Annotated in this window: 23 protein-coding genes; 15 read left to right on the top strand and 8 right to left on the bottom strand. The window is 52.9% G+C overall.

The window, feature by feature from the left end:
* Positions 1 to 152 precede the first annotated feature (152 nt).
* Both tig and bolA read right to left on the bottom strand, forming a co-directional pair.
* Positions 153 to 1,457, bottom strand: a complete 1,305-nt coding sequence (gene tig / locus AAGR22_RS06245; protein WP_067705258.1) for a trigger factor — start codon at positions 1,455 to 1,457, stop codon at positions 153 to 155.
* A gap of 321 nt (positions 1,458 to 1,778) precedes the next feature.
* Entirely contained in the window at positions 1,779 to 2,093 is a 315-nt protein-coding gene (gene bolA / locus AAGR22_RS06240; RefSeq protein WP_067705256.1) for a transcriptional regulator BolA, read from the bottom strand.
* A gap of 311 nt (positions 2,094 to 2,404) precedes the next feature.
* Between bolA and AAGR22_RS06235 the strand changes: the two genes are divergently transcribed.
* From AAGR22_RS06235 to AAGR22_RS06200, 8 genes are all read left to right on the top strand, one after another.
* A complete protein-coding gene (locus AAGR22_RS06235; RefSeq protein ID WP_067705253.1) occupies positions 2,405 to 2,983 on the top strand; it encodes a lipoprotein in 579 nt (192 codons plus the stop codon).
* A 48-nt stretch (positions 2,984 to 3,031) separates the two neighbouring features.
* Positions 3,032 to 4,513, top strand: a complete 1,482-nt coding sequence (gene ampG, locus AAGR22_RS06230; RefSeq protein WP_345830943.1) for a muropeptide MFS transporter AmpG — start codon at positions 3,032 to 3,034, stop codon at positions 4,511 to 4,513.
* A 512-nt stretch (positions 4,514 to 5,025) separates the two neighbouring features.
* Positions 5,026 to 5,952: a cytochrome o ubiquinol oxidase subunit II gene (cyoA, locus tag AAGR22_RS06225; RefSeq protein WP_345830942.1), complete on the top strand. Its 927-nt coding sequence runs from the start codon at positions 5,026 to 5,028 to the stop codon at positions 5,950 to 5,952.
* A 4-nt stretch (positions 5,953 to 5,956) separates the two neighbouring features.
* Entirely contained in the window at positions 5,957 to 7,948 is a 1,992-nt protein-coding gene (cyoB, locus tag AAGR22_RS06220; RefSeq protein ID WP_067705247.1) for a cytochrome o ubiquinol oxidase subunit I, read from the top strand.
* Entirely contained in the window at positions 7,938 to 8,552 is a 615-nt protein-coding gene (locus AAGR22_RS06215; protein WP_067705245.1) for a cytochrome o ubiquinol oxidase subunit III, read from the top strand. Before cyoB ends, AAGR22_RS06215 begins: the two co-directional genes overlap by 11 nt.
* Entirely contained in the window at positions 8,552 to 8,881 is a 330-nt protein-coding gene (locus tag AAGR22_RS06210) for a cytochrome o ubiquinol oxidase subunit IV (RefSeq protein ID WP_067705243.1), read from the top strand. Before AAGR22_RS06215 ends, AAGR22_RS06210 begins: the two co-directional genes overlap by 1 nt.
* Before the next feature lie 13 nt (positions 8,882 to 8,894).
* Positions 8,895 to 9,782 (top strand): heme o synthase, encoded by an 888-nt coding sequence (gene cyoE / locus AAGR22_RS06205; protein WP_067705241.1) that lies wholly within the window; start codon positions 8,895 to 8,897, stop codon positions 9,780 to 9,782.
* A gap of 180 nt (positions 9,783 to 9,962) precedes the next feature.
* Entirely contained in the window at positions 9,963 to 11,327 is a 1,365-nt protein-coding gene (locus AAGR22_RS06200; RefSeq protein WP_345830941.1) for an MFS transporter, read from the top strand.
* 69 nt (positions 11,328 to 11,396) lie between these two features.
* Here AAGR22_RS06200 and AAGR22_RS06195 read toward each other — a convergent pair whose 3' ends face one another.
* Entirely contained in the window at positions 11,397 to 11,888 is a 492-nt protein-coding gene (locus AAGR22_RS06195) for a YajQ family cyclic di-GMP-binding protein (RefSeq protein WP_067705237.1), read from the bottom strand.
* Positions 11,889 to 12,073: 185 nt separating this feature from the next.
* On the opposite strand from AAGR22_RS06195, the gene panE reads away from it, so the two are divergent.
* Together panE and yajL are read left to right on the top strand one after the other, a co-directional pair.
* Positions 12,074 to 12,994 (top strand): 2-dehydropantoate 2-reductase, encoded by a 921-nt coding sequence (gene panE, locus AAGR22_RS06190; RefSeq protein WP_345830940.1) that lies wholly within the window; start codon positions 12,074 to 12,076, stop codon positions 12,992 to 12,994.
* Complete coding sequence (gene yajL, locus AAGR22_RS06185; protein ID WP_345830939.1) at positions 12,948 to 13,553, top strand: protein deglycase YajL; 606 nt, start codon at positions 12,948 to 12,950, stop codon at positions 13,551 to 13,553. Before panE ends, yajL begins: the two co-directional genes overlap by 47 nt.
* 261 nt (positions 13,554 to 13,814) lie before the next feature.
* Here the strand turns inward: yajL and AAGR22_RS06180 are convergent, their stop codons facing one another.
* Complete coding sequence (locus tag AAGR22_RS06180) at positions 13,815 to 14,612, bottom strand: LysR family transcriptional regulator (RefSeq protein WP_067705231.1); 798 nt, start codon at positions 14,610 to 14,612, stop codon at positions 13,815 to 13,817.
* Between the two features lie 726 nt (positions 14,613 to 15,338).
* Here AAGR22_RS06180 and AAGR22_RS06175 point away from each other — a divergent pair.
* Complete coding sequence (locus AAGR22_RS06175) at positions 15,339 to 15,878, top strand: DUF2514 family protein (RefSeq protein WP_345830936.1); 540 nt, start codon at positions 15,339 to 15,341, stop codon at positions 15,876 to 15,878.
* A 90-nt stretch (positions 15,879 to 15,968) separates the two neighbouring features.
* Here AAGR22_RS06175 and thiI read toward each other — a convergent pair whose 3' ends face one another.
* The gene (gene thiI, locus AAGR22_RS06170) at positions 15,969 to 17,417 is read right to left on the bottom strand and encodes a tRNA uracil 4-sulfurtransferase ThiI (RefSeq protein ID WP_345830934.1); all 1,449 of its coding nucleotides are present in this window, start codon (positions 17,415 to 17,417) and stop codon (positions 15,969 to 15,971) included.
* Positions 17,418 to 17,647: 230 nt separating this feature from the next.
* Between thiI and xseB the strand changes: the two genes are divergently transcribed.
* The 4 genes from xseB (at position 17,648) to AAGR22_RS06150 (ending at position 21,741) form a co-directional block, all read left to right on the top strand.
* Positions 17,648 to 17,890, top strand: coding sequence for an exodeoxyribonuclease VII small subunit (gene xseB, locus AAGR22_RS06165; RefSeq protein ID WP_067705568.1), 243 nt, complete (start codon positions 17,648 to 17,650; stop codon positions 17,888 to 17,890).
* Entirely contained in the window at positions 17,890 to 18,789 is a 900-nt protein-coding gene (gene ispA / locus AAGR22_RS06160; protein WP_067705227.1) for a (2E,6E)-farnesyl diphosphate synthase, read from the top strand. Before xseB ends, ispA begins: the two co-directional genes overlap by 1 nt.
* A 19-nt stretch (positions 18,790 to 18,808) precedes the next feature.
* Entirely contained in the window at positions 18,809 to 20,674 is a 1,866-nt protein-coding gene (dxs, locus tag AAGR22_RS06155; protein ID WP_345830932.1) for a 1-deoxy-D-xylulose-5-phosphate synthase, read from the top strand.
* Positions 20,675 to 20,766: 92 nt separating this feature from the next.
* Complete coding sequence (locus tag AAGR22_RS06150) at positions 20,767 to 21,741, top strand: aldo/keto reductase (RefSeq protein ID WP_345830931.1); 975 nt, start codon at positions 20,767 to 20,769, stop codon at positions 21,739 to 21,741.
* Between the two features lie 162 nt (positions 21,742 to 21,903).
* On the opposite strand, the gene pgpA is transcribed toward AAGR22_RS06150, so the two are convergent.
* Genes pgpA through nusB form a run of 3 tightly spaced genes read right to left on the bottom strand, consistent with a single transcriptional unit; the run spans position 21,904 to position 23,839 of the window.
* Complete coding sequence (gene pgpA / locus AAGR22_RS06145; protein WP_067705221.1) at positions 21,904 to 22,410, bottom strand: phosphatidylglycerophosphatase A; 507 nt, start codon at positions 22,408 to 22,410, stop codon at positions 21,904 to 21,906.
* Positions 22,388 to 23,365 carry a thiamine-phosphate kinase gene (gene thiL / locus AAGR22_RS06140; protein WP_345830929.1) on the bottom strand — a complete coding sequence of 326 codons (978 nt, stop codon included), beginning with the start codon at positions 23,363 to 23,365 and terminating at the stop codon, positions 22,388 to 22,390. Before thiL ends, pgpA begins: the two co-directional genes overlap by 23 nt.
* 54 nt (positions 23,366 to 23,419) lie before the next feature.
* The gene (gene nusB / locus AAGR22_RS06135) at positions 23,420 to 23,839 is read right to left on the bottom strand and encodes a transcription antitermination factor NusB (RefSeq protein WP_067705217.1); all 420 of its coding nucleotides are present in this window, start codon (positions 23,837 to 23,839) and stop codon (positions 23,420 to 23,422) included.
* Positions 23,840 to 23,852: the final 13 nt, after the last annotated feature.

Below are 23,852 nucleotides of genomic sequence, written 5' to 3'. Positions count from 1 at the left end.
AACTGCTAACCTGGAAAAGTAGCTTAGTCGAAAATTTACCGCTTCAATGGGCGAATAAACACATTAAGGCACATCGGCCCGAGGGATAAAAAGCAAAAAGCCCGCGGTCACAGTGACCGCGGGCTTTGATTAACTCGTCAGAATCAGATCAATCAGGCCGGTTGGGTCTGGTTCATCAGTTCCTGGAAGTTAGTGGCTTTCTCGGTCACTTTGGCTTTTTCCAGCACGGCTTCCACCGCCTGCTCTTCCAGTGCAACGTTGCGCATGTTGTTCATCAGCTCATTGTTTTTGCTGTAGAACTCAACAACTTCAGACGGATCTTCGTAGGCAGAAGCCATCTCTTCGATCAGCGCCTTAACGCGGTCTTCGTCTGCTTTCAGCTCGTGAGTGCGAATGACTTCACCCAGCAGCAGTCCGACGACAACGCGACGTTTTGCCTGCTCTTCAAACAGTTCGCGAGGCAGTTCAAGCGCTTGCTTCTCATCACCGCCAAAACGCTGTGCAGCCTGACGCTTAAGCACATCGATTTCACCGTCGATCAGTGCAGCCGGCACGTCGATGTCGTTCGCGCTCACCAGACCGTCGATAGCCTGAGTTTTAACACGGTTACGCACGGCGCCTTTCAGCTCACGCTCCATGTTTTTACGCACTTCAGCACGCAGGCCATCTACGCTGCCATCTTCCACGCCAAAGCGCTTGATGAATTCTTCGGTGAATTCTGGCAGTTCGCTCTCTTCCACTTTCTTCAACACGATTTCAAACTTCGCTGCTTTCCCTTTCAGGTTTTCAGCATGGTAATCTTCCGGGAAGTTTACGTCGATAGTGAAGGTTTCACCCGCTTTGTGGCCTACAACGCCCTCTTCAAAGCCTGGGATCATACGGCCCTGGCCCATCGCCAGAACGAAGTCAGAGGCTTTACCGCCTTCAAACTCTTCACCGTCAACGGAGCCGCTAAAGTCGATAGTGGCGCGGTCGTTAGCTTCAGCAGCGCGATCGGTCTCTTTCCATGTTGCCTGCTGCTTGCGCAGGGTATCCAGCATGGTATCAACGTCTGCGTCAGTGACTTCGACAACCGGTTTTTCAACTTCGATTGCGTCCAGCCCTTTCAGCTCAACTTCCGGATAGACTTCAAACTCTACGGTAAACGTGAAGTCTTCGCCCATTTTGTACTCGCCCGGCACGTAGTTAGGTGCGCCAGCCGGATTGATCTTCTCTTTAATGATGGCGTCAACAAAGTTGCGCTGCATCAGATCGCCCAGAACGTCCTGGCGAACGGAAGCACCGTAACGCTGTGCAACCACCGTCATTGGCACTTTCCCTTTGCGGAAACCGTCAATGCGCACTTTTTTCGCTACGCTCAGCAGTTCGCTTTTTACCGCATTCTCGATCACATCTTTATCTACGGTAATCGTTACGCGACGGCCCAGGCCCTGAGTTGTTTCTACTGAAACTTGCATCTTGTTACCTCAAAAAATCACGTGCTCGGTCAACTTCAGACCTACCCCGCTCCGCAAGAAACGAGGAGAGCTCTAAGAACCGGGACGGCCTCTGATGGCAGAACCGCATTCCCTTTCGCCAGAAGCGTCCCGAAGACATTCAGGAAAAATAGACGCAGCATTATAGCGGTAACATTAAAGCGAGTCGAGGCTACACCGCGTTGCCGCCCCTTAACTTATGTCCTTTTTGCCAGTAATTCGCCAAAAGCGTCGTCAGGTTCACTCTTTTAGGGCATAAACAACAAAGCGGCCCGCAGGCCGCTCAAATAAAACAGGTTACAATCAGGCCAGCGTACCCGCCCCCCGACAGTTAGGAGAGGACGGAACGGCATCCTGTAGCCCTTCCCACTCTTTAATCGTGTAGGTGTGTAACGCCAGGGCATGAACGCTGCCCGCCAGCTCATCGGCCAGTTCGCTGTAGATGGCACGATGACGCGCCAGGAAGCGCTGACTGACAAAGCTGTCGCTGACGATCACAACTTTAAAGTGGCTTTCTGCACCGGCAGGCACGTTATGACGATAGCTTTCGTCATGAACTTCCAGATGTACGGGTGTAAACGCCGCTCTTAATTTTGCTTCTATCTGTTCACGGATCATAACCACGCTCCTCGACCGCCTGTTCGCCCCATCTGTTTAAATATTAGCTGGTTTTTTCCTTTGCCGATAAGGGGAAATAAATTATCACGGCGCCTGCCGGGGCTACTTTGCATTTTCTGCTGGGGGACTGCAACCGCGGGCAATTAAAAAGGTCATAATCGGTAAGCCGAAAAGCGAGACCGTTCGGTAGCATGATAAAACTGCAACACGATGAATTTACGCGCTATCAGGACTTCCTCTTGCCACAGGCGATGTTATGATGAGCGCAGTTTTGTCGGCACTACACACCTCACGTTAACGAGATAATAAGCATGTTAAAAAAATTAATTTTACCTCTCATGGCCGTGTTGATTCTGGCTGGCTGTGCAACGACCAGCACGACGCTTGACGTTTCCCCAAAAATTCAGCTGCCGCAGCAGGATCCCAGCCTGACAGGGATCACCCTCAGTATTAACGGCGCAGACCAGCGTACCGATCAGGCGCTGGCAAAAGTTAACCGTGATGGCCAGCTGGTCACGCTGACCCCGTCCCGCGACCTGCGCTTCCTGCTGCAGGAAGTGCTGGAGAAACAGATGGGCGCCCGGGGCTATATGATTGGTCCAAACGGCGCGGTTGATCTGCAAATTGTCGTGAATAACCTCTATGCCGATGTTACCCAGGGCAGCGTGCGCTACAGCATTACCACCAAAGCAGATATCTCCATTATCGCCACCGCCAAAAATGGCAGCAAGCAGGTGAAAAATTATCGCCAGACCTACAGCGTTGAAGGTGCGTTCAACGCAACCAATGACAAAATTACCAAAGCGGTCAACGCGACGCTAAGTGACGTTATTGGCGATATGGCTCAGGACACCAGCATCCACGAGTTTATTAAGCAGAACGCTCATTAATTTGCCTCAGCCCGTCGGTTAACCGGCGGGCGTCGTTTTAAGGTTTGTATGTCCAGCCAATATCTGCAAATTTTCACTCAGCGTAATGCGGCGCTTCTGCTGCTGCTGGGGTTTTCATCCGGCCTGCCGCTGGCGCTCACCTCAGGTACGCTTCAGGCCTGGATGGCCGTTGAGAACGTCGATATTAAAACCATCGGTTTCTTTTCGCTGGTAGGTCAGGCTTACGTTTTTAAATTCCTCTGGTCCCCGCTGATGGACCGCTATACCCCCTCTTTTCTGGGCCGCCGTCGCGGCTGGCTGCTGCTCACGCAGCTGCTGTTAATCCTCGGCATTGCGCTAATGGGGTTTATGCAGCCGTCGCGCGACCTCACCCTGCTTGCCGCCCTGGCGGTGGTGGTGGCTTTTTGCTCCGCGTCCCAGGATATCGTGTTTGATGCGTGGAAAACGGACGTGCTGCCGTCCACCGAGCGCGGCAGCGGCGCGGCCATTAGCGTTCTGGGCTATCGGCTGGCAATGTTGGTTTCGGGCGGGCTGGCGCTATGGCTGGCAGACAGGTTTCTGGGGTGGCAGGCGATCTGGTGGCTGATGGCGGCAATGATGATCCCCGGGGTTATCGCCACGCTGTTAGCAAAGGAGCCAACGGATATTATTGCCCGGCCGCATACGCTTGAGGAGGCGGTAGTGGCCCCGCTGCGCGACTTTTTTAACCGGAATAACGCCTGGCTTATCCTCTCACTGATCGTACTTTATAAGCTTGGCGATGCCTTTGCCGCCAGCCTGACCACCATTTTCCTCATCCGCGGCGTTGGATTCGATGCGGGCGACGTTGGGCTGGTAAATAAAACGCTCGGTCTGCTCGCCACCATTATCGGCGCACTCTATGGCGGCATGCTGATGCAGCGACTGAGCCTTTTCCGTGCTCTGATGCTGTTTGGCATCCTTCAGGCCGTTTCCAACCTCGCATACTGGGCGCTGTCGGTAACCGATAAACACCTCTATAGCATGGCCGCCGCCGTCTTTGTTGAGAACATCTGTGGGGGAATGGGCACCGCTGCTTTCGTGGCGCTGCTGATGACGCTGTGCAATAAATCGTTTTCAGCCACCCAGTTTGCCCTGCTTTCGGCGCTGTCTGCCGTGGGTCGGGTCTACGTCGGCCCGGTCGCGGGATGGTTTGTCGAAGCCTGGGGATGGCCCACGTTTTACGCATTCTCCGTCGTTGCTGGCTTGCCGGGGCTGCTGCTGCTGGCGGGCTGCCGTAAAACGCTGGAACATGCGCAAAATTATCAGACGTTTTTGCCACGCGTACGCTTTAAACAAGGATACCGCTGGGCGCTAAGGGGATTGATGATGGGCGCGGTGCTTATTGCCACCTGGCTGCTGCTGCTGGCGTTAAGGTCAACGGGCCTCGCTGACGCGGGTACCGTCATCAATACGCTGTTTATCGCCGGGCTGACCTTCGCTCTGCTGGGCGTGGTGGCTGGAAGCCTGCTGGACTTCATCGCCATGCGTAAAAGTTACCCGCTGGGATAATTATTGCCCGGGACGTGGCCGCTGCCTTTAGCGGTGAGAAGTGTTAAAATTCGCGGGATATGTGGTGCCGATTTATCCTGAAGGCTTCTTCAGAAGCCTCCTTTTTTTTAACATCCTTGCGGCTACGCTTCCGGCAGATTTTAATAAGTTTCATAAAATATTCTCATCGTTAAGCGCCTTTATTGACCGATATTAAAAAACGGTGCGTAATTATTATCGCCCTAATAACATCAATAAAATGATGCCGGAATGTTAAATACTTGAGTCATAAACTCGCTATTTATAGCAATGCGCTTTCCCCTTACAAATTTTCCACCTATTTTTGTTATATTAGCGGCAAACCCCTGCTATCCTTAATATTTTGTCACCCTTGGCAACATATGTGACAGTCTTTGCAAATGGTGTCAACACGGCGCTGACACAACATGTTGCTGGTTTACAGTACTGAAACCTTCCCGTAAAATGCCGCCACACTTAAACGACAATAGAGCCCTTGTCATTGAGGTCGTTAAATGAGACTCAGGAAATACAATAAAAGTTTGGGGATTTTGTCACTGTTTGCAGGCACTTTATTGTTAAGTGGCTGTGATAGTGCATTGTTGAATCCCAAAGGACAGATTGCAATGGACCAGCGTTCGCTGATTCTGACAGCTTTCGGCTTGATGATGATCGTCGTTATCCCAGCAGTCTTAATGGCCGTGGTGTTCGCCTGGAAATATCGGGCATCCAATACCAATGCAAAATACAGCCCTAACTGGTCACACTCGAATAAAGTGGAAGCCGTGGTTTGGACTATTCCCATTTTGATTATCGTCTTCCTTGGCGTGCTGACGTGGAAATCCACCCATGCACTTGACCCAAGTAAGCCGCTGGTTTCTAACGTGAAGCCTGTGGAGATCGATGTGGTTGCATTGGACTGGAAATGGCTGTTTATCTACCCGGAACAGGGTATTGCAACAGTTAACCAGATTGCCTTCCCGGCAAACACCCCTGTGAGCTTTAAGATTACATCTAACTCCGTTATGAACTCCTTCTTCATTCCTACCCTCGGTAGCCAGATTTACGCTATGGCGGGCATGCAGACTAAATTACATCTGATTGCGAATGAACCCGGCACGTTTGACGGTATCTCCTCTAACTTCAGTGGTCGCGGCTTCTCTGGTATGAAGTTCAAAGCGATCGCCACCCCTGACAATGCAACATTTGATCAGTGGGTAGCGAAAGCCAAACAGTCACCAAACACCCTGATGACGATGGACGATTTCGACAAACTGGCTGCGCCAAGCGAAAATCATCCGGTTGAGTTCTTCTCGACGGCAAATCCTGAATTGTTCAAGCAGATTATTGGCAAATTCAAGATGAACCACGGGAAAATGGCCATGCCTGAACACGAAGGTATGGACATGAGCGAAGCCTCACACGCGGGAGCCGAGGAATAATACGATGTTGGGAAAATTAACCCTTGATGCAGTACCGTATCACGAGCCGATTATCGTGATTACGGTGGCCGCCATCATTCTTGGTGGTCTGGCCGTTGCAGGTGCAATCACTTACTTCGGTAAGTGGCAGTACCTGTGGTCCGAATGGTTAACTTCTGTTGACCATAAAAAACTCGGTATCATGTACATCATCGTGGCATTCGTTATGCTGCTGCGCGGCTTTGCCGATGCGGTGATGATGCGTAGCCAGCAGGTGCTGGCCTCGGCAGGTGAAGCCGGATTCCTGCCACCCCATCACTACGATCAGATCTTCACCGCCCACGGCGTGATCATGATCTTCTTCGTAGCGATGCCGTTTGTTATCGGTCTGATGAACATTGCTGTTCCGCTTCAGATTGGTGCACGCGACGTGGCCTTCCCTTTCCTGAACAACCTGAGCTTCTGGTTCACGGCTGTGGGTGTGGTGCTGGTTAACCTGTCACTGGGTGTGGGCGAATTTGCTCAGACCGGCTGGCTGGCTTATCCGCCGCTCTCTGGCGCGGAATACAGTCCGGGGGTCGGCGTTGACTACTGGATATGGAGTCTGCAGCTGTCGGGGATTGGTACGACATTAACCGGGATTAACTTCTTCGTTACTATCCTGAAAATGCGTGCTCCTGGCATGACCATGTTCAAGATGCCGGTTTTCACCTGGGCGTCGCTTTGTACTAACGTTCTGATCATCGTCTCCTTCCCGGTTCTTACCGTGACGCTGGCGCTGCTGACGCTGGATCGCTACCTGGGCTTCCATTTCTTTACCAATGAAATGGGCGGCAACATGATGATGTACGTCAACCTGATTTGGGTTTGGGGTCATCCGGAAGTGTACATCCTGGTTCTGCCGGTCTTTGGTGTGTTCTCCGAAGTGGTCGCAACCTTCTCTAAAAAGCGTCTGTTTGGTTACACCTCACTGGTTTGGGCGACGATTGTTATCACCATCCTCTCCTTTGTCGTGTGGCTGCACCACTTCTTCACCATGGGTGCCGGTGCGAACGTTAACGCCTTCTTCGGTATTATGACGATGATTATCGCCATTCCGACCGGTGTTAAAATCTTTAACTGGCTATTCACCATGTACCAGGGCCGCATTCAGATGCACTCTGCTATGTTGTGGACCGTTGGCTTCCTGGTCACCTTCTCCGTAGGCGGTATGACCGGTGTTCTGCTGGCGGTGCCGGGCGCAGACTTCGTGCTGCACAACAGCCTGTTCCTGATTGCTCACTTCCATAACGTGATTATCGGTGGTGTGGTATTTGGTTGCTTCGCAGGTGTGACCTACTGGTTCCCGAAAGCCTTCGGCTTTACCCTGAACGAAAAATGGGGTATCCGTGCATTCTGGTTCTGGATTATCGGTTTCTTCGTTGCCTTTATGCCGCTGTACGCACTGGGCTTCATGGGTATGACGCGTCGTCTGTCTCAGGACATTGATCCACGCTTCCACTCACTGCTGGTCGTTGCTGCCTTCGGTGCTGCCCTGATTGCCTGTGGCGTGATCTGCCAGGTAACTCAGTTCTGGGTATCGGTCCGTGACCGTGAACAGAACCGTGACCTGACTGGCGATCCATGGGGTGCGCGTACGCTGGAATGGTCAACGTCTTCACCACCACCGTTCTATAACTTTGCCGAAGTGCCTGTTGTCCATGAGCGTGATGCGTTCTGGGAAATGAAGGAAAAAGGTGAAGCGTATAAACAGCCTGCTCACTACACTGAAATCCACATGCCGAAAAACAGCGGTGCTGGCGTGGTAATCGGTGCATTCAGCCTGGTGTTTGGTTTCTCCGCTATCTGGCACATCTGGTGGCTGGTAGGTTTATCGTTCCTCGGTATGATCTTAACCTGGATCATCAAAAGCTTTGACGAAGACGTGGATTACTACGTTCCCGTTGCCGAGATCGAAAAAATCGAGAATCAGCACTTTGACGAAATTAGCAAAGCAGGTCTGAAAAATGTCGACTGAAACTCTGACTAAACACCACGACGCCCATGCGGAGCATGGGCATCACGATGCAGGAGCCAATAAACTCTTTGGCTTCTGGATCTACCTGATGAGTGACTGCATTATCTTCGCAACGCTGTTTGCGACCTATGCAGTTATGGTCAACAGCACGGCTGGTGGCCCGGCAGGGAAAGATATCTTTGAGTTACCCTTCGTACTGGGCGAGACAGCACTGCTGCTGTTCAGCTCCATTACTTACGGGTTTGCCGTTATCAGCATGGAAAAAGGCACCAAAGCCACCGTTTTAGGTTGGCTGGCGCTGACCTTCCTGCTGGGTGCGGGCTTTATCTCAATGGAAATCTATGAGTTCCATCATCTGATCACCGAAGGTTTCGGTCCGCAGCGCAGTGGCTTCCTGTCAGCATTCTTTACGCTGGTCGGGACTCACGGTCTGCACGTGACGTCTGGTTTGATCTGGATGCTGGTGCTGATGTATCAGGTTGCCACTAAGGGCCTGACATCCACTAACCATACCCGTGTGATGTGCCTGAGCATGTTCTGGCACTTCCTTGACGTGGTCTGGATTTGTGTATTCACCATCGTTTATCTGCTGGGGGCCATGTAATGAGTAAGACATTAACCGATCATGGTACCTCCCACGGTAGCGTGAAGACCTACATGATCGGCTTTGTTCTGTCGATCATCCTGACTGCCATTCCTTTCTGGATGGTGATGCACGGCGGCGCGGCTAAATCGACTATTCTCGCCGTTGTGATTGTCACCGCAGTCATTCAGGTGCTGGTGCATCTCTATTACTTCCTGCACCTCAGCACCTCTACCGATCAGCGTTGGAATCTGGTGGCGATTATCTTTTCCGCCGTCATCATTCTAATTGTTGTAGTGGGCTCTATATGGATTATGTGGAACCTCAATTACAACATGATGGTCCACTAAAGAGCTGCCTGTGATGATTAAGCAATACCTGCAAGTAACGAAACCAGGAATTATTTTCGGGAATTTAATTTCTGTCATCGGGGGATTCCTGCTGGCCTCTAAAGGCAGCATCGACTATGCCCTGTTTCTCTCCACCTTAGTCGGCGTCTCGCTGGTGGTCGCATCGGGTTGTGTTTACAACAACTTTATCGACCGTGACATCGACGTAAAAATGGAGAGAACCAGAAATCGAGTGCTGGTTAAAGGCCTCATTTCTCCGACTGTCTCTCTGGTTTATGCAACCGTTCTGGGTATTGCTGGATTCGCGTTGCTGTATTTCGGAGCAAACCCGCTGGCCATGTGGCTGGCGGTGATGGGCTTTGTGGTTTATGTCGGCGTCTATAGCCTGTATATGAAGCGCAAATCCGTCTATGGCACCTTAATTGGCAGTCTCTCTGGCGCCGCGCCACCGGTCATTGGCTACTGCGCGGTAACCAGCCATTTTGATGCAGGCGCGCTGATCCTACTGGCTATCTTTAGCCTGTGGCAGATGCCGCACTCCTATGCGATTGCCATCTTCCGCTTTAAAGATTACCAGGCAGCGAATATCCCGGTTCTGCCGGTGGTAAAAGGTATCTCTGTGGCAAAAAACCATATTACGGTGTACATCATCGCCTTTATGGTTGCCACGCTGATGCTGACGCTGGTGGGCTATGCAGGCTACAAATATCTGGTTGTGGCTGCTGCCGTAAGCGTGTGGTGGTTGGGGATGGCACTTTCAGGCTACAAGACGCAGAACGATCGCGTCTGGGCGCGTAAGCTGTTTGTCTTCTCCATCGTGGCGATTACAGCACTTAGCGTGATGATGTCGGTCGACTTCATGACGCCGGCTTCCAAGGATCTGCTGACATACGTCTGGTAACACTACTCCGATCGTCAGGGGCGTGACGATACCTGAAGTAACTGGCGCTGTAGCAGCTACAGCGCTAACTACCCAGGGTATCGCACGCCCTTTCTTTTTGTTACGACTTCGCATGAAGTATCGTTTTACCCGCCCTGCCCCGCCGCCTAAAATATGTCGACCAGATAAACTGAGGTAGTAATGAACGATAATAAAATGACTCCAGTCGAGCTGCGCGCGACATGGGGTTTAGGCACGGTATTTTCCCTGCGAATGCTGGGAATGTTTATGGTGTTACCCGTTCTGACCACGTACGGGATGGCACTCCAGGGAGCAAGCGAGGCACTGATTGGACTCGCTATCGGTATCTACGGTCTGGCTCAGGCCATTTTTCAAATCCCCTTCGGACTGCTGTCCGATCGCATCGGCCGCAAACCGTTAATTGTCGGCGGATTGCTGATATTTGTCCTCGGTAGCGTGATTGCCGCCTGCACCACGTCCATCTGGGGCATTATCCTGGGGCGTGCGCTACAGGGTTCGGGGGCGATTGCCGCAGCGGTGATGGCGTTACTCTCTGACCTCACCCGTGAACAAAACCGGACCAAGGCGATGGCGTTTATTGGCATCAGCTTCGGTGTGACCTTCGCCATTGCGATGGTGCTGGGGCCCATTATTACGCACGCGCTGGGTCTGCATGCGCTGTTCTGGATGATTGCCCTGCTGGCTACGGGCGGCATTATCATCACCCTGCTGGTGGTCCCTTCCACCCCGGTGCATATTCTCAACCGTGAGTCGGGGATGGTTAAGGGGAGCTTTCGTGATGTGTTATCCAACGGTCGGCTGGTCAAGCTTAACTTTGGCATTTTGTGTCTGCATATCCTGCTGATGTCGAGCTTTGTCGCGCTGCCGGGCGAGTTTGAGCAGGCAGGATTCCCTGCTGAACAGCACTGGAAAGTCTACCTGGTGACAATGTTGATCGCCTTTTGCAGCGTTATTCCTTTTATTATTTATGCCGAAGTGAAGCGCCGTATGAAGCGGGTATTTATCTGCTGTATCGCGCTGATGCTGATTGCCGAAATTGTGCTGTGGGGTGCCGGTGCGCATTTCTGGACCCTGGTGGTCGGCGTACAGCTGTTCTTTATCGGATTCAATCTGATGGAAGCTATCCTCCCCTCGCTGGTCAGCAAAGAGTCCCCCCCTGGCTATAAAGGCACGGCGATGGGGCTGTATTCAACCAGCCAGTTTATCGGCGTTGCCATCGGCGGTAGCCTGGGTGGCTGGCTGTTTGGCCATTTTGATGCCCAGACGGTGTTTCTTGTCGGCGCGATGGTGGCGGCAGTCTGGCTGTTAGTCAGCTGTACGATGAAAGAGCCACCCTATGTCAGTAGCCTGCGCATTATGCTGGGCGATCATCATCAGGACAGCGCAAAGCTGGAAAAACGCTTAAAGGCCCAGCCCGGCGTCGCGGCGGTGTTTATTGTTCCGGAGGAGAAAAGTGCCTACGTGAAAATTGACAGTAAAGTGACCAGCCGCGTGGAGCTTGAAGCCCTGGTCGCCTCGGCCTGAAGGGTTTGCTGCTGTAAAATGAATATCCTATGCGGAGAGCGATTCTCCGCATAGGCGCTCCACGAAGGTTTAGTCGCGGAAGTTTTTAAACTGGAAGGGCTGACCTAAATTCCCCCCACGAACCAACGCCATCGCACTTTGCAGATCGTCGCGAGATTTGCCGTTAACCCGCACTTCTTCTCCCTGAATCTGCGACTGCACCTTTATCTTGCTGTCTTTAATCAGCTTAACAAGCTTCTTCGCCACGTCTGTCGGAATGCCCTGCTTCATTTTGGCCTCGACGGTCCAGCTTTTGCCGCTGTGCTCAATTTCTTCTGGCACCTCCAGCGCTGCACCTTCAATACCGCGCTTTAATAATTTCTCGCGCAGGATATCCACCAGCTGTTTAACCTGAAAGTCAGATTCGCTCAGCACCTTAATGGACTCGTTTTTCTCGTTAAGCTCGTAGCTGGCCGTGACATTGCGGAAATCAAAGCGCGTTGAGATCTCACGGTTAGCATTCTCAACGGCATTACGGACTTCCTGCATGTCAATTTCTGAAACGATATCGAAAGATGGCATGATGTATTCTCCTGAATCTAAAGTGACGTGCATAATACCCACTTCGCCACGGTAAAAAAACCACCGCTGTCGAAAGCTATACCAGGGGGAGTTACACGCAGTGTGCCTGGTGGTAATTTTTGGCCTGGCTGGCTGACTACCATAACCCAGCATCACTGAATACCATCCGCAGGCGGGGAGGATTAATGAAAATAACCGTATTGGGGTGCGGCGCGTTAGGGCAGATCTGGCTTGCAGCCCTCGACCAGCAGGGACATGAGGTGCAGGGATGGCTGCGTGTGCCGCAGTCTCACTGTTCTGTTGACGTTGTTACGCTTGCAGGGGAGACGATCGGTAAACGCTACCTTGCTAACGACGCCGCGTTTCTGTCAGAAAGCAGTCTGCTGCTGGTTACGCTTAAAGCCTGGCAGGTTTCAGAAGCGGTTAAAAATTTACAGCCTGCGCTACGGGGATCGTGCCCAATCCTGCTGCTGCATAATGGCATGGGCACGCTGGAAGAGCTCAGTGCGCTACGACAACCGCTCCTGCGGGGAGTAACGACTCACGCAGCCAAACGTGACGGCAGCAGAGTGATTCACGTGGCTTCCGGGGTGACGCATATTGGCCCCACGTCTCCCGAAGCGGCAGAGTTTAGCGGCCTTGCCGAGATGCTACATCATGCCCTGCCCGACGTTGCCTGGCACAATAACGTGGCCTCTGCCGCCTGGCAAAAGCTGGCGGTCAACTGCGTGATCAACCCGCTGGCTGTACTGTACGACTGTACCAACGGTGAGCTGGTAAACTATGGTGACGAAATTACCGTCCTCTGCGATGAATTAGCCATGGTCATGGAGCGTGAAGGCCAGCACACCTCGACAGCGTCGCTGCTCGCCGTGGTGATGGATGTGATTCACAGCACGGCAGCAAATACCTGTTCCATGCTACAGGATATCCGGGCCGAACGCCGTACTGAGATTGAATACATTACCGGTTACATTATCCGTCGCGCACGTGCACAGGGCCTGTCTACGCCACAAAACAGCCGACTTTATGAAATAGTGAAACGAAAGGAGCAAAATTATGACCACGAACGTATCGGTACTGGTCTGCCTGGCACCTGGCAGTGAGGAAACTGAAGCTGTTACCACCATTGATTTACTGGTACGCGGCGGGATTAGCGTCACCACTGCCAGCGTCACGGACGAGGGGAGCAAAGAAATCGTCTGCTCCCGCGGAGTGCGACTACTGGCCGATGCCCCCTTAGTAGAGGTTGCTGACAACGATTTCGCCGCTGTCGTTCTGCCAGGCGGCCTGCGGGGTGCTGAAGCGTTTCGCGACAGTCCCCTGGTGGTCGAAACCGTTCGTCAGTTTCATCTTTCCGGGCGCATTGTTGCCGCCATTTGCGCGGCGCCCGGCACCGTACTGATTCCCCACAATCTGTTTCCGGTGGGTAATATGACTGGCTCGCCGGGTCTGAAGGCAACTATCCCTGAAGAGAAATGGGTGGATAAACGCGTTGTCTGGGACCCGCGAGTTAATTTACTGACCAGCCAGGGGCCGGGTACCACGATAGATTTTGCGTTGAAGCTTATTGACCTGCTGGTCGGTAAGGATAAGGCACAGGAGGTGGCTGGACAACTGGTGCTGGCCGCTGGCATTTACGACTACCGCGACTGGGAAGCCTAAGCTTTGAGGTGAAGTCACGCTGTCAGAGTAAGGCCAGGGTTAGCTGGCCGGGAAACAGGCAAGGTGAAAGAGGCGTAATAAGCGTCCTGAAAATAACAGCCTCGCCCTGAGGCATTGCCAACCTGAATCGCCCCAGATGACATCAACCGCTAAGCTGCGGTTGATAAAAAGGTAGAGTAATAGCCCATTTCGCGGTGCTTAACCTGGTCTTTTCATTTTTATCACTCTGTAGTTTCTTTAAGAAATGACCATTGATAAACCTTAAAGCCCTACGATCTCATGGGATAGGTAATCCAGCATAAGTTCCGAACTGGGCATTTTTCTGGCCTGATTAATATAAATATAAAGCGAGAGTGAAAAGTTAAACGGCAGGATGGTTTCTGCATCGGGATGCGTGGCATTTACATTCAGCATAATGCACTCACCCTGTTTGAACTGCAGGAGCTGAAGATCTGCATTATCAATCTGTTTTATTTTACCTTCAAACCCCTCATTGCGCAGAACAAGAACGATGTTCTGAAACTCGTCGGTATCCAGCAAACTATGATCCACCACTAAATCCAGCTGCTTCCACCCTTCCCGCACGGAAGGCGTGCAGCAGACGACGCAGGGAAGAATGAAGTGATGCAGTAAAAAATCATCTGAACTCTGCATCTGGCAGAAAGAAACATAAACATCATCCTCGTGATAAATACGACTGGAAAATTTCACCCTGGGCATAGTGGACAGTTTTTTTATAAAGGGCTGCATGACATAGCTGAAGAAGGAGGAATGTGTCAGCGATGATGAAATGGTAAACTGATGATTTTTGTTATCATTCAGTATCTCATTAAGCAGCGAATAGTGTGGCATCAGTTTTTTATAAAGCGCTTCTGCCGCAGGCGTGGGGATGGCTTTATTACGTTCGATTATAAATAACTTAACCCCAAGCCACTCCTCGGTATTTTTTAACATACGCGAGACGGGCGGTACGGTGAGGCAGAGCTGGTCGGCCGCCTGCTTAAGGTTTTTCTGCCTGTATAATGTGATAAAAACCTGCATAGATTTACTTATAAACATGCGCCTGTCCTTTTATTCAGGGAGAAATGCCATTCAGATAAAATCCTGATCGTTAGAGCCATTAATTCTAAACTAAAACATTCTTCACGTGTCCAAAAAGGTAAAGATAATAAGATCCAATGCAAAAAAAATTTCGAAACCCATGGCACTAATGGGTTTTATTTATAGTAATTAAAAATTAAATAAAAACTCATCCTAAACTCTGAGAAGAAAATCATTTACTTCGCCAATTAAAAATAAGGAATAATTAAGTAAGTTTCAGCTTTTTTACGAATCAATTTCTATTTTCTAAAAATCAATTTTTAAAAAAACACGTTCACTTCTTAACCGCATTAAGTGGCGGAAGGTAATTATTAGTTCCAGTTAATAGTGATATAATCACTTAAAATCAAAGCATTAAATGTATGGGGACTTATGCGGGCATGATGAGAGTTCACTGCCATGGTCCTGCAGAAATCAGGACCATGGCGCAGCAAAAAAAAAGTTTAATAAAAGGCCATTCATTATTATTCTTTAGTCAACGTCCTAATTAAAAAAACACGCATTGTTTTTAAAAAATTACACAGTGTGTTTTTTACATTAAAAAATAATTATTCCAGAGGCCCCTGGTTCGACAACGAATCGTTATAATAAAAGTGTCTTCATGCCAGCAAACCTTCATCAACGGAGTGGCGCACGCTGTCAGGAAATTGTGAATGACGGCATCGCTAAGCCAGGGGATTTAAAATGGCAATAATGAAAGCAATCAACCTGGCCATTAATTACTGGAAACCTGTAGCGATTATTTTATTATTCCTTGGCGTTGGCGCGGGCATTTATTACTCAGGGTTTCGTGCCTCAGAGAGGGAGTGGACGGGTAAATGGCACGAGAGGGATCTGGCAGAGTGGCGTGCCAGGGCACAACAAGAGGCGGCAGAGCGCAGTAAGGAATTTGCCCGTCAGACTATCATCGGCCAGGTAAACGATAATGCCAGCAAACAGCTTGAACAGGCGCATGCTGAGACCGCTAATGCTAAGTCTTCTGCTGAGCAGTTGCAGCACACCATCGGTAAACTACGTAAGCAGCTTATCGCCGGTCATGCCCGCCAGAATGCTCCCGCTGCCGGAAAATGCCAGACAGAGACCCGCTCCTCCCTTTTGCTTGCCCAGCTGCTCGAAGAATCTGTCGAGCGCAATAGAGCGCTGGCAAACTATGCTGACCAGTCAGCTATACGAGGCGCAGCCTGTGAAAGAATCTGGGACAAAACAGTAGAACAGGCGCCCTGATGCGGTGAGAACAATGTCATATGGCCATTGAAGGGTAGCCAGGCTTCAGGCGCAGGACGGCTGCATAATGCAGCCATCCGCGTTTTGTGGTTAAGGTCTGTAAACCTTCACATTAGTAAATCCCTGCTCGTGCAGATAGAGCGCCTGCAGGCGGCTCATCACGCCACGATCGCAGTAGAGAAGCCAGGTTTTGCTCTGATCCAGATCGCCAAACTGCGTGCTGAGTTTGTAGAACGGCAGGCATTTAACCTCCGCGCCTTCCAGCATAAGGGGATGGCTGTCCTGCTCGTCGGGAGAGCGGATATCCAGCACCACATCATTGTTGCCAAAGGAAATCACGGTTTCAACGTCTACCACTTCCTGCTGGGTCTCTTCCGCAATTTGCCGGATATCAACGTTGGTTGCTTCAGCCACCACCCTGTCAAGGAGGGCGAAGTCAAAATTTTGCTCTTCGGCTTCAATTTTTGCTTTCACCGCTTTTACCGTCGGGCTTTTTGAAATGACGCCACAATACTCCGGCATGGTCCGGGCAAAATCCTCGGTACCAATTTCACGGGCCAGATTGATGATGTGTTCCTTATCATGGGAAATCAGCGGCCGCAGGATCAGCGTGTCTGAAGCATTATCAATCAGCCGCAGATTAGTCAGGGTTTGGCTGGACACCTGGCCCAGCGCTTCACCCGTGACCAGCGCCTGAACGTCATAACGCTCCGCTATCTTAGAGGCCGCACGAACCATCATGCGCTTAAGCACCACGCCCATCTGACCATCCTCAACTTTTTCGAGGATTTCACCCACCACCGGCTCAAAGTTGATGGCGACAAAGCGCACCTTATGCGATCGACCATAGCGGTTCCACAGATAGTGCGCCACCTGGCGGACACCAATTTCATGCGCTGCACCGCCCAGATTAAAGAAGCAGTAATGCACGCGGCATCCGCGACGCATCAGCATATAGCTGGATACGCCGGAATCGAATCCACCGGAGATCAGCGACAGTACATCTTCCTGCGTACCAATCGGGAAGCCACCGATACCTTCATGCCGGGCGGTGATCAGCATCAGGCGATCGTCTTCGATTTCCAGATTGACCGTTACCTGGGGATGGTTAAGCTTCACCTGCGCTGAGGCAACGTGCTGATTCAGACCGCCGCCCACGTAGCGCTCAACGTCCTGGGAGCTGAAATCATGCTTGCCACGACGCTTAACGCGTACGGCAAAGGTCTTACCCTCCACCCGCTCACGGTTCAGCTCGAGCGTCTGCTCGAAAATATGGTGCATATCGGTCCAGGGACGATCTTCAACCGACAGAACATGATGAATACCGGGGATACGCGTCAGCTCATCAATAATGACGGCGCGCTTGCTCTCATCCTTTGAGCGAACCTCGATATGGTCCCAGTGGCGAACGACGGCAAGCGTCTCATCGCTCTGTTTCAGCACGTTACGGATGTTCGTGGTCAAAATTTTGATAAATCGCAGGCGAACAGACTGACTTTTGATGGTAATTTCGGGGAACAGCTTAATGATAAACTTCATGGCGGCATGGGTTCGTTGGGCAATTAAGTGCTGAAAGCGTACGCACTTAGCTGATAAAATCATCGTATTGCAAAGCAGCTTGCGCCCTTTACATCCAGGACGGCAGTCTACCACATCCGTTGACCGACCGCTTCTTCATCCGTTAACAGGATCATTATTTTGCTAATCATTTCCAGTCGGCTAACATGAGCGACTTCCACGTCAACAAAACGACCGGGTCGAAAGCCATTATGCCAAAAAAAGCCGAACAGCCAGCCAGCTTTGAAACCTCGCTTACGCAGCTGGAACACATTGTCTCACGCCTTGAAAGCGGTGAGCTTCCACTGGAAGAGGCGCTGACCGAATTCGAGCGTGGCGTCCAGCTGGCGCGCGCGGGGCAGCAAACGCTGCAACAGGCCGAACAGCGCGTGCAGATCCTGCTCAGTGATGATAAGGACGCCGAATTAACGCCTTTCACACCGGAAAATGACTGATGGATTTCGCTGCTCTCCTGACGGCGCACCACGCACGCGTAAACCAGGCGCTACAGCGCTTTATTTCGCCGCTGCCCTTTCAGAGTTCTCCTCTGGTGAATGCCATGGAATATGGTGCATTATTAGGCGGCAAGCGCATACGTCCTTTCCTGGTGTATGCCACCGGTGAAATGCTGCTGGCCAACGGTGAGGCGCTGGACGCACCTGCCGCGGCGATAGAGTGCATCCACGCCTATTCGCTGATTCACGATGACTTACCCGCTATGGATGACGACAGCCTGCGCCGTGGGCAGCCAACCTGCCATATTAAATTTGGTGAAGACACGGCTATTTTAGCGGGCGATGCCCTGCAAACGCTGGCCTTTACTATACTTGCCGATACGCCAATGCCGGGCGTCCCTGACGCAAACAGGATTGCGATGATTTCAGAACTTGCCCACGCCAGCGGCGTAGCCGGTATGTGCGGCGGCCAGGCGCTGGATTTAGCGGCTGAAGGTCAGCAGACAGATCTGGCAGCGCTGGAGCAAATACACCGTCATAAGACGGGCGCACTCATTCGCTCAGCCGTACGTCTCGGCGCACTGGCGGCCGGTGAGCGTGGCCGCCAGGCGCTGCCAGCGCTTGACCGCTATGCCAGCGCTATTGGCCTGGCGTTTCAGGTGCAGGACGATATTCTGGATGTGGTCGGTGATACGGCCATCATTGGGAAACGTCAGGGGGCCGATCAGGACCTGGGAAAAAGTACCTACCCTGCTCTGCTGGGGCTTGACGGCGCGCGGCAGAAGGCGCGGGATCTCTATCAGGAATCCCTCAGCGCATTAGACGTTCTGGCGGCGCAATCCTGTAACACAACCTCACTCCAGGCGCTGGCAAGTTACATAATTGAACGCGACAAATAACCTCTACAATGAGTCTCTGATGAGTTTTGATACTGCAAAATACCCGACGCTGGCGCTGGCCAGCTCGGTACAAGAATTACGTTCTCTGCCTAAGGAGAGCCTGCCAAAACTCTGTGACGAGCTGCGCCAGTATTTACTCAGCAGCGTCAGTCGTTCCAGCGGTCATTTTGCCTCCGGGCTGGGCGTGGTGGAACTCACCGTTGCATTGCATTACGTTTATAATACGCCTTTCGATCACCTTGTCTGGGACGTCGGTCATCAGGCCTATCCGCACAAAATTCTGACCGGCCGCCGCGATCGCATCGGGACTATCCGCCAGAAGAATGGCCTGCACCCTTTCCCGTGGCGCGACGAAAGTGAATATGACGTGCTTAACGTGGGTCACTCGTCCACATCAATCAGCGCCGGGCTGGGCATGGCCGTTGCCGCTGAGAAGGAAGGCAAAGGCCGTCGTACCGCCTGTATCATTGGCGATGGTGCGATTACTGCGGGCATGGCGTTTGAGGCGATGAACCACGCCGGAGATATCAAATCCGACCTGCTGGTGATCCTTAACGACAATGAGATGTCCATTTCGGAGAACGTGGGTGCGCTTAACAACCGCCTGGCGCAAATCCTTTCCGGCAAGACCTATTCGCGCCTGCGCGAAGGCGGCAAGAAAGTGCTGGATGGCCTGCCGCCCATCAAAGAGCTGGTGAAGCGTACTGAGGAACATCTGAAAGGTATGGTGGTGCCTGGCACCCTGTTTGAGGAGCTGGGCTTCAACTATATTGGCCCGGTTGACGGGCATGACGTGCTGACGCTGGTGCAGACGCTAAAAAACATGCGCGGCCTGAAGGGCCCGCAGTTTCTGCACATCATGACCAAAAAGGGGAAAGGCTACGCCCCGGCGGAAAAAGATCCGATCTCCTGGCATGCGGTGCCAAAGTTTGATCCCGCCAGCGGCCTGCTGCCAAAAGTCGCAGAGGGCTTACCGTCCTACTCTAAAATTTTCGGTCAGTGGCTGAGCGAAACGGCAGCCGATGACGCTAAGCTCATGGCCGTGACGCCCGCGATGCGCGAAGGATCCGGCATGGTAAGCTTCTCGCGCGACTATCCCGCGCAGTATTTCGACGTCGCGATTGCCGAACAGCACGCCGTGACCTTTGCTGCGGGCCTGGCTATTGGCGGCTATAAGCCGGTTGTCGCGATCTACTCTACTTTCCTGCAGCGTGCCTACGACCAGCTGATCCATGACGTGGCGATCCAGAAGCTGCCCGTGCTATTCGCGATTGACCGTGGCGGTATTGTCGGCGCGGACGGCCAGACTCATCAGGGTGCGTTCGATATCGCCTTTATGCGCTGCATTCCGAATATGGTGATCATGACGCCAAGCGATGAGAACGAATGTCGGCAGATGCTTTATACCGGCTATCACTACTCCCACGGGCCGAGCGCGGTGCGCTATCCGAGAGGGACCGGCACCGGGGCCGAGCTTAAGCCGCTCGCCTCGCTGCCGCTGGGTAAAGGCATTGTGAAGCGTGAAGGTGAAAAGCTGGCGATCCTCAATTTCGGGACGCTGCTGCCCGAAGCGGCGGCGGTCGCTGATAAGCTGAACGCCACGCTGGTAGATATGCGCTTTGTTAAGCCGCTGGATGAGTCGCTTATTGCAGAGCTGGCCGCCAGCCATGAGGCGCTTATCACCCTGGAAGAAGGCGCAATCAAGGGAGGAGCGGGCAGCGGGGTGATCGAAACCCTGATGGCACGCCGACTGCTGGTGCCGGTTCTGACGCTGGGTCTTCCCGATGAATTCATTCCCCAGGGAACGCAGGATGAGATCCGTCATGATTATCAGCTGGATGCAGAGGGCATTGAGCAGCAAATCAGCCGCTGGCTGGCACAGTAAACCGCACGATGCTCCCCATCCGGGGAGCATCTGAACTGCTATGCTTAACGGAATAAACGGCTACCCGCCATTTCCGCTATGCAGGAGCACGAATGAAGACTATTCAATTAGGCAGCACCGACCTGACCGTTTCCCGCCTCTGCCTGGGCTGTATGACCTATGGTGAACCTGATCGTGGCCGCCACGCCTGGACTCTGCCAGAAGAGAGCAGCAGGCCGCTGATCAAGCAGGCGCTGGACGCGGGGATCAACTTTTTCGATACCGCGAACAGCTATTCCGACGGCAGCAGCGAGGAGATTGTGGGCCGCGCGCTGAAAGAGTACGCCCACCGTGACGACATCGTGGTGGCGACCAAAGTCTACTTCCCGATGAGCAATCTCTCAGGCGGCCTGTCCCGCAAAAATATTCTGCAATCCATTGATGACAGCCTGGGTCGCCTTGGCATGGATCACGTTGACCTGCTGCAAATCCATCGCTGGGACTACGAAACGCCGCTGGAAGAGACGCTGGAAGCGCTTCACGACGTCGTGAAGTCAGGCAAAGCCCGCTATATTGGCGCGTCATCCATGTACGCCTGGCAATTCGCGAAAGCGTTGTACACGGCTGACCTTCACGGCTGGACGCGCTTTGTCAGCATGCAGGACCAGTACAACCTGATCCAGCGTGAGGAAGAACGCGAAATGCATCCGCTCTGTCAGGCTGAAGGTATTGCTGTGCTGCCGTGGAGCCCGCTGGCGCGTGGACGCCTGACCCGGCCGTGGGGTGAAGCCACTGCGCGCTCGGTATCGGACGAATATGGCAGCACCCTGTATGATAAAACCGAAGAGAACGACGGCGCGATTGCGCAGCGCGTCGCCGCGCTTGCCGAAGATAAAGGCGTCAGCCGGGCGCAGATCGCGCTGGCATGGATGCTGGCTAAACCCGCCGTTACCGCACCTATTATCGGCGCATCGCGGGCGGAGCAATTAAGCGATCTGGTTAAGGCCGTTGACGTTGCGCTAACGCCTTCCGATATCGCCGAGTTAGAGAGCGCCTATCAGCCGCATAATCTCGTAGGGTTTGAATAATCTCAGGGCGTGCTGAAAACCCGGACGAATAAGCCTGCCGCACAGTAGACGAAAAAGCCTGACGTTAGATAATGTCAGGCTTTTTTATTCTTACGCTATCTGGTGCCAGACAGCGTGATCGGTCGTGTAAGCTGGCTTGTGTACGGCCGCTCACCCTAACGGCTACAGCGCCAGATAATGCCCGGCATAGTAAAGGATCCCCGCCGAAATAATCCCGGCAACAATATCATCTACCATAATGCCCATACCGCCCTGCACGTTGCGGTCAAACCAGCGTATCGGCCAGGGCTTCCACATATCCAGAATGCGGAAAATAATGAAGCCTGCCAGCACCCACTGCCAGCTGTTCACCGGAATCGCCATCAGCGTTATCCACATACCGATAAACTCATCCCAGACGATGCTGCCGTGATCGTGCACGCCCATATCTTTCGCCGTGCGGTGGCAGAGGTAAACGCCAATACAGATACCGAACATCACTACCAGCGAGTAGATATCCGGCGGCAAAAAGGTCATCAAATACCAGAAGGGCAGTGCGGCAACAGAGCCAACCGTGCCGGGTACGTAGGGGCTAAGCCCGCTACCGAAGCCCGTTGCCAGCAGATGCCAGGGGTTACTCATTTTCAAACGGCCTTTGGCCGCGTATTTATCCGCGATCAAAATGGTCAAATCCTTTCCAGTGACTCTCTACCGGTTTGCCGTTTTGCAGCAGGACCAGCCCTTCTGAGAGCGGCGCAATCTGTCCGATGCAGGTAACGGGAACGCCATAATGACTGAGGGCAACATCCAGCGCACCGCGATTAATCTCAGGCACGGTAAAGCAGAGTTCATAATCCTCTCCGCCGCCCAGCGCCCAGCGCAGGGCCTGCCCGGGGTCAATATTCTGCTTCATCACCTCCGACAGCGGTAGCGCATCCAGATTAAGTCGGGCGCCGCAGCCGCTGGCTTTCAGAATGTGCTGCACGTCGGAGATCAGGCCGTCAGAGAGATCGATGGCAGCGCTGGCAAGATTACGCAGCGCCTGCCCCTGCAGGATACGCGGCATCGGACGCAGATGACGCTTGATCAGCGCCTCATGGGCGACCGGGTCGCCAATCTTCACCCGGTGCTGGAGCAGCGCCAGACCCGCGGCGCTGTCGCCCAGCGTACCGGTGACAAAGATCCAGTCGCCGGGCCGTGCGCCCGACCGTTTCAACGCCCTGCCCTGCGGCACCAGGCCGTGAATGCCCAGCGTCAGGCTCAGCGGTCCGCGCGTGGTATCGCCACCGATGAGCTGCATATTGTAGTAGTCCAGCAGCTCAAACAGGCTGTCGCTGAACGCTTTAAGCCAGGGTTCATTCACTTCCGGCAGCGTCAGCGCCAGCGTCAGCCAGGCGGGGTCAGCACCCATGGCAGCCAGATCGCTCAGATTAACCGCCAGGGCCTTATAGCCCAGATCGGCAGGATGAATATCACGAAGGAAATGCACGCCTTCCACCAGCGTATCGGTGCTGATAGCCAGGGTTTGCTTTTCGGGGAGGGTCAGTAATGCGCAGTCATCGCCAATGCCTTTTTCCACATCGCGACGGGAGCTGGTCACACGATCAAAATAACGTGTGATAAGTTCGAATTCGCCACATGCCATACGCTGCGTTCCGGGGTTAAAAAAGAAGAAGGCCGGTAAACCGGCCTGGGAGGATTACTTCTTATTGGGGCGGATAGTGGGAGCGGCTTTATCCAGCACGCCGTTGACAAATTTGTGGCTGTCTTCGGCGCCAAATATTTTCGCCAGCTCGATCCCCTCGTTGATGGCCACTTTGTAGGGAACGTCGGCGCGTTTGCTCAGCTCATACAATGAGATCCGCAAAATCGCTTTCTCAACCTGACCCAGCTCTTCCAACTGACGAGACAGCCAGGGCTTCATCAGGCCATCGAGATACGCGCTGTTGGTCGCAACCCCGGTCAGCAGCTCGCGGAAATAGCTGATATCAACGTCCTTGACGTCTTGCTCCGCCAGAAACTGGTATTCGACATCAGAGATGTCGTTCTTAGACAACTGCCAGGAGTAAAGCGCCTGGACAGCACATTCACGGGCGCGGCGACGAGCAGCAGGTTTCACGAAATTCCCCTTT

It is taken from the genome of Erwinia sp. HDF1-3R (assembly GCF_039621855.1).
In the GTDB taxonomy this organism is placed as follows: Bacteria; Pseudomonadota; Gammaproteobacteria; order Enterobacterales; family Enterobacteriaceae; genus Erwinia.
This window is presented reverse-complemented; position numbering and strand designations above follow the sequence as displayed.